Source organism: uncultured Shewanella sp. (assembly GCF_947495455.1).
Classification (GTDB): Bacteria; Pseudomonadota; Gammaproteobacteria; order Enterobacterales; family Shewanellaceae; genus Shewanella.
Genome location: NZ_CANLZC010000210.1, coordinates 1 through 2,072, shown reverse-complemented (window position 1 = coordinate 2,072; position 2,072 = coordinate 1). Strand labels below are relative to the sequence as shown.

Below are 2,072 nucleotides of genomic sequence, written 5' to 3'. Positions count from 1 at the left end.
TGCAGCTAAAGCCTGGGTCTCACATTACCCGAAACTGGGAATAATTTGTAATTATGTGGGTTTATTATCCATACAAGAGTTCAAGAAAAACATGCATCAATGTTTACGAGGCTAAACTCTCTTTTTAAGAGTCATCACGTTAATTCTGGATGTCCGGATAATTTCTTCTCATCAAATCCCATTAAGCACTATCAAACCTTTCATTACCCGCAAACGCTAATAAGTTGGCTGGTTGTTCCCCTTTTAACGCAGCCTTTATGCGCCTTTGAATACTGGTAAAATCAGACTGCTCGGGCGTATCGGCTATTTTTGCACGAATGGCCTATCTATTAATAAAGAGTAATCCACATAAGCCATACAAGCCAATACCGCAGCCTCATCAAGAAGCGCCTAACTATTTATAAGGCAACTTGGGAAACCCCCCTCCCAAAAACATCCACTGCATTTATCCTCACGGTTCGCTTTTCTTGCTATAGGTTCATTTAACGCCCTCAACTCTTTTGAAAACATTAGCAACTGATATCACTTAGCCAACATCGAGACTAATGGCCCAGATTAAATAAGTAGCGAGTAAGTAAGAAGGAGTTAATTTTAATGACCAAGGCCTATTCAGACCTTGGCTAAATTGTATTAGTTTCTGTGACTTTCAAAAGTCAAAACAAGCTTGACTCAACGTGAAGCGTCCATATATGTCTTAGTTATTATTATTTTGCTTTAAAGTTATTTGCTTGTGAGCCAAACCAATAGCAGGGAGTAAAAATGTAGCCAATGCAGCAATTAAAGAAATCATATTAATATTTCTATCAACAAAACTAGCACTGTCCGTATAGATGGTAAAACCAGGAATCCAAGTTTCCCAAGGTAGCATCCAGATACAAACATTTGCGATGACATTAACAGCAAGAGTAACAATAGAACTATACTTATTATTTCTCGTAGCAAATGAGGTTATTAGACTGATACCAATTAAAAAGCTCAGTCCACCAAACATCCTAACACCAAACCCACTAAAGTTAGTTGTAATTGATGATATTTTATCCTGAACCATAGCTGAAATAGCGCTAACTTGAGAGTAATCAGTACCAGCAACAGAGATTTCGCGCAACTTATCGCTAAAATAAAATTCGACAGAAGATACAGGCGCATTTCGTAAGGAGTAATTATACCTCAGTTTGTATGCGTTTCCGGTAGATTGTCCCAATTCAATTAGTTCTTGCCAATCAGAAAACGAAACCTTTTCGTTATTGGACTCAATAACAATTTCAATTTCTTCGTAATCATATTTTTGTTCTGATTTAAACTCTTTATTAGCAGTACTGATCAACTGTTCTAAATGATTAAAAACCAAACTAAAGTCATCGTATGTAGCTAATGTCGGAGGGATTTCTATTGTTCTCGTAACTAAAGCGTCAGCTGCAACCAATTTGAACGATAGGAAAAAGCTGAATACAAGAAAAAACATGTAAAACTTACGCAAGCTAATGCTCCATGTAAAAGTAAAGGTTTAACTCAAATAAAATATTATCTGGCTAAAGGTCAGCGCAACATAACGCCCGCAGCACGCGCGGCTTTGTAGTGGAGGCGAAGCCGCAACGAAAAAGCCGTCGCCGTGCCTGCGATTGTTAAGGGCTACTTACCGGATTTTTCTGGCATAACCCTTTTTTACTACCCGACCTATATAGCTATTTAGACCTTGCCCGGCTCTTGCCAGCTTATGCATTTCGTTGATGCTAGCAGCGCCGGCACTTTGATTCGTGTATAGATAGGTTGAGCCATCACCAAACTGAACTGTGATTTCGCCTACTCCAATTTCGTAAGCAACGACATTAGAGTTGCCACCCAAGTTTTTATAACGTTCCATCATCATTTCCTCTTTAGTTGAAACCGCTTCGATTTGGAGTAAAGGCCCCTTAACGCCCTGTTAAGGGGCTGATTAATGTTTGGCTAAAATGTGAAGCGAAACCGAGCCAAACGTTAGCAGTCCCGCTTGCACAGCTTGTATGGATAATAAACCCACATAATTACAAATTATTCCCAGTTTCGGGTAATGTGAGACCCAGGCTTTAGCTGCA

General features: G+C 39.2%; 2 protein-coding genes and 1 pseudogene. All 3 read right to left on the bottom strand.

Translation table 11 applies throughout. The annotated features are described in order from the left end of the window. Window positions 1-196: 196 nt before the first annotated feature. A pseudogene (locus tag Q0791_RS24765) lies at window positions 197-495 on the bottom strand (transposase); the annotation flags it as partial. A gap of 199 nt (window positions 496-694) precedes the next feature. Then, a complete protein-coding gene (locus Q0791_RS24760) occupies window positions 695-1,477 on the bottom strand; it encodes a hypothetical protein (protein WP_299011932.1) in 783 nt (260 codons plus the stop codon). A gap of 156 nt (window positions 1,478-1,633) precedes the next feature. After that, a complete protein-coding gene (locus Q0791_RS24755; protein ID WP_299011931.1) occupies window positions 1,634-1,867 on the bottom strand; it encodes a hypothetical protein in 234 nt (77 codons plus the stop codon). Window positions 1,868-2,072: the final 205 nt, after the last annotated feature.